2 protein-coding genes are annotated in these 2,437 nt (G+C 74.4%); both read left to right on the forward strand.

What is annotated here, in order from left to right; genetic code table 11:
• Positions 1-40 precede the first annotated feature (40 nt).
• A complete protein-coding gene (locus GV126_RS33705; protein WP_159674956.1) occupies positions 41-1,060 on the forward strand; it encodes a hypothetical protein in 1,020 nt (339 codons plus the stop codon).
• Positions 1,057-2,325, forward strand: coding sequence for an extracellular solute-binding protein (locus GV126_RS33710; protein ID WP_159674958.1), 1,269 nt, complete (start codon positions 1,057-1,059; stop codon positions 2,323-2,325). Before GV126_RS33705 ends, GV126_RS33710 begins: the two co-directional genes overlap by 4 nt.
• The last annotated feature ends 112 nt before the right edge of the window (positions 2,326-2,437 follow it).

A 2,437-nucleotide genomic window follows, 5' to 3' on the forward strand; every position in this document is an offset into this window, starting at 1 on the left:
GGGAGGGGCCGCCCCACCGACGGGACGGACGGCCACACGCGTGAGGGCGGGCGCCGGCTCCTCCACGCGCTGGTCGCCCGCCGCGTTCTGGCGCGGGTGCCTCGCGCCCTGGCGGACCCGCCGGCTGCTGGAGGCGCACCTGCTGGTGCTGTTCGTGTGCGCGGCCCTGGCGTCTACGGCGTTGTTCCTGTGCTGCGGGCAGACCCAGCGCGGGGCGGAGGCGCTCGCCTCCCGTGAGGCGCCGGCCGTGCAGGGGCTGGCCGCGACCCGGCTGGCGGCGCTGCGCGCCGACCAGGAGGCCCACACGCTGGTGGAGATGCACCTCGTCGACGTGGCGGGCTCGGGCGAGACGTACCGGTCCCAGCTGTCCGCCGCCGACCAGGGGCTGTCGCGGATCGCCGACCGCACCGACCAGGACCTCGGCACGGTCAACGGGCTGCTCGCCACCTACAGCAACTCCCTCAGTCTCGGCACGTCCCTGTACCGGGACCAGCCCCTCATGCGGGAGCAGAAGCTCCACGAGGCGGACTCGCTGCTGACCCGCAAGACGGTGGGGCTGGCCCCGCGCCTGGACGACCTGCAGCGCAACCAGTTGCGGCACGCCAGGGCGACGGCCGCCCCGGGGCCGTGGCAGCGCGTCGGGTGGTGGTTCGCCGAGGTGGCGCTGGCGGCCTTGGCGCTGACCTTGGTCTCGGCGCTGTTCGTGCTGCGCGACCGGTGCGGGCGCGACTGGAACGTGTACCTGCTGGCGGCGCTCGTCCTGACCGTGCTGCTCGCGGTGGTCCCGCTGGTGACGACCTTCTCCGTGGAGCACGCCCTGGACGGGGCGCTGCGGGACCTGGAGCAGATCACCGAGGTGTCCCGGCGGACCGGCCCGGCACTGGCGGACGCGCAGGCGAGCGTGGCGGAGACGTCGGAGCAGGTCCGCCGGCAGCTGGTCGCCGACGCCTGGACCGGCCGGGTGTACCGGGGCACGCTCGTCGGCGGGCTGCTGGTCGTGGTGCTGCCCGCGCTGGGGCTCGGTCTTCGGCTGGACAGCGACTACTGGAGGCGGCGGTGACGCGGCGGTTCAAGGTGCTGGTGGTCGCGGTGGTCCTGCTGCTGATCGCCGCCGGTGGCGCGGTGGTGGGGTGGGTGCAGCGCGACGACACCGAACCGGTGACCATTCTCGGGACGTGGACCGGGGACCAGGAGAAGCAGTTCAAGGCCCTGCTGAAGGACTTCGGCATCCCGTTCCGGTACCAGGGCACCGCGGCGCAGCGCGAGGTGCTGCTGTCGAAGGTGCAGTCGGGCGAGCCACCGGACATCGTGATCATGCCGGGCATCGGCGAACTCGCCGAGTACGCCGGCCAGAAGCGCCTCGAACCGCTGGACGGCCTGTACGACCCGCGGCAGTACGGCGCACCCTGGCAGTCACCCGCGCCCTCCTCCGAGCACGTCTACTGGGTGCCGGTCAAGGCGGACCTGAAGAGCATCGTCTGGTACCGCCGGGGCCACCGGCCCGCGAACGCGCCCGCGCCGCTGGACAGGTGGTGCATCGGCATGGGGGACGACGGCGCCTCGGGCTGGCCCGGCACCGACTGGATCGAGGACCTCGTCCTGCAACGGCAGGGCCCGGACACCTACGAGAAGTGGGCTCTGGGCAGCGGTCCGACGCAGTGGTGGCGCAGCGCCGCGATCCACGACGCCTGGGAGGCGTGGGCCGGGCTGCTCGGGCAGGACAAGGCCGCGGCCCGGCACGCGCTGCTCACCGACCACCGCGGCACGCCGGGCGGCCACGGGCTGCTGTTCGAGGGCTGGGGCGGATGCGACCTGGAGCACCAGGGCTCCTTCGCCCGTTCCTTCTACGCCGGTGACGCCTCGGACGCCGCCCTGACGGACTCCGCTCCCCTGCTGCCGGGCGGCAGCGGCCGCGTCCGCGGCCACGAGGTCACCGGTGACTTCGCGGCGCTGTTCAGCAACCGCCCCGGGGCCCGGGCCCTGATCCGCCGGCTGGCCTCGCGGGAGGGACAGCAGAAGTGGGTCGGCCGGGCGGGTGTCTTCTCCGCGAACCAGCAGGTGCGGACGGAAGGCGGCACGGTGGAGCAGGAGATCGTCCGCCGGCTGCGTCAGGGACCGCGCTGCCTGGACGCCTCCGACGTCATGGCCCCCGCCGTGCGCGACGCGTTCTACGAGGCCGTCCTGCTGACCCTCGCCCGGGTCGCCGCCGGCCAGGACCCCGACGTCCCGGCCCTGCTGCAGGACGTGCAACGCGTGCAGAACGCCCAGCGCGCCCAGGGCGCGAGCAGCAGGGCGGCACCGCGATCGGTGTGCAGCACGCGGTGACCTGGGGTCCGGAACGGGTCGTCGGCAGGGCAGGTAGGCGGCGGAAGCCGGGCCGCAGGCACCGGACGACAGCGCGAGCGGACGGCAGGGTGGGGGGACGGCAGGGCAGGCG

The sequence above is a fragment of the Streptomyces mexicanus genome (genome assembly GCF_902506575.1).
GTDB lineage: Bacteria > Actinomycetota > Actinomycetes > Streptomycetales > Streptomycetaceae > Streptomyces > Streptomyces mexicanus.